Raw genomic sequence first — 1243 nt, forward strand, 5'->3', positions numbered from 1 at the left:
TGAACTGGTCAAGTAATCTTGGACACCAATTTAGGTTTACGCTGCCAGTCTCTCCCTGACGATTGGCGACCGGTAGTCGTTGTAGCTATGAGGCCTGGTGATGTTGTAGCGCGAGACATAGCGCTGCACATCTGCTCGGGCCTCATGTTCTGATTCGTAGCCTGTTTCGGGCACCCACTCTGATTTCAAACTTCCGAAGAAACGTTCCATCGGAGCGTTGTCCCAGCATTCGCCTTTACGGCTCATGCTTTGCCGCAGGCCATGCTCCAACAGCTCATTCCTGAACTTATGGCTGGTGTACTGACAACCTTGGTCGGAGTGAAACAGCACGTCTTTAGGGCGACCTCTAAGCTCAACCGCCATGCGCAGGGCTTCACAAGTCAGCGTGGCATCGGAAATCATCGAAAACGACCAACCCACGATCCGACGGGCGAACAAATCCAAAACCGCCGCAAAATACAGCCACCGCTTACCGACCTTGATGTACGTCACGTCGCCACACCACACCTGATTAACCGTCCTGACATCAAACTTGCGCTTGAGCACGTGCGGCGCCACCAACGCCTCCACGCCAGGTGACTTGTACTTATGCCGCCTGCGCTGACCGCTGGTGATGCCGGCTTCGCGCATCAAACTGCGGGCTTTATACCGCCCGACACGATGCCCATTGGCTTGCAGCTCTTTGGCCAAAGTGCGCGCGCCAGCAGACGCTCTCGATGCTTGGTGATGTTTGACCAGCACGGCTTTGAGCTTCTCCCGCTCGGGATTCACTTTGCCTTGGCGCTGACGCCAGGCGTAAAAGCTGCTGCGGTTGACTCCGAACGCCCGACAGCAATTGTTAACGCCGTACTGCTCGTCCAGCTCATCGATCAACGAGAATGATCTTTGGCGTCCAATAGCAGGAGAGCACTGGCCTTTTTTAGGATTTCGATATCCAGGTCTTTTTGCCGGAGCAACGCTTTGAGTTTCTGGATCTCTCGCTGATCCGCGGTAATCGCCTTGGCACCCACCGGGGTCGAGCCCAAGCGCTCTTTGCGAACCTGATCGACCCAGCGGCGCAACGCAGTCGGGCCAATATCCAGACTGGCACAGACCTCGGGAACCGACTGCCCTTCGTCCAGCACCATGCTGGCAGCCTTGAGCTTGAACTCACTCGAATAAGATTTACGCATATCCAAACACCTCAGATTTGGGCGCCATCATAGCGCCCGATTGAAGTGTCCAAAATCATTAGGCCAGTTCA

The 1243-nt window shown here is 55.3% G+C and carries 1 protein-coding gene; it reads right to left on the reverse strand.

The annotated features are described in order from the left end of the window. Positions 1–36: 36 nt before the first annotated feature. Positions 37–1172 (reverse strand): IS3 family transposase gene (locus PMI28_RS03330; protein WP_238540715.1). Its coding sequence is split into 2 segments (ribosomal slippage): positions 37–923 and positions 923–1172, totalling 1137 coding nucleotides; the frame shifts between segments, so codons are not numbered across the junction. Between the last annotated feature and the right edge of the window lie 71 nt (positions 1173–1243).

The sequence above is a fragment of the Pseudomonas sp. GM48 genome, from assembly GCF_000282335.1.
Lineage (GTDB): Bacteria > Pseudomonadota > Gammaproteobacteria > Pseudomonadales > Pseudomonadaceae > Aquipseudomonas.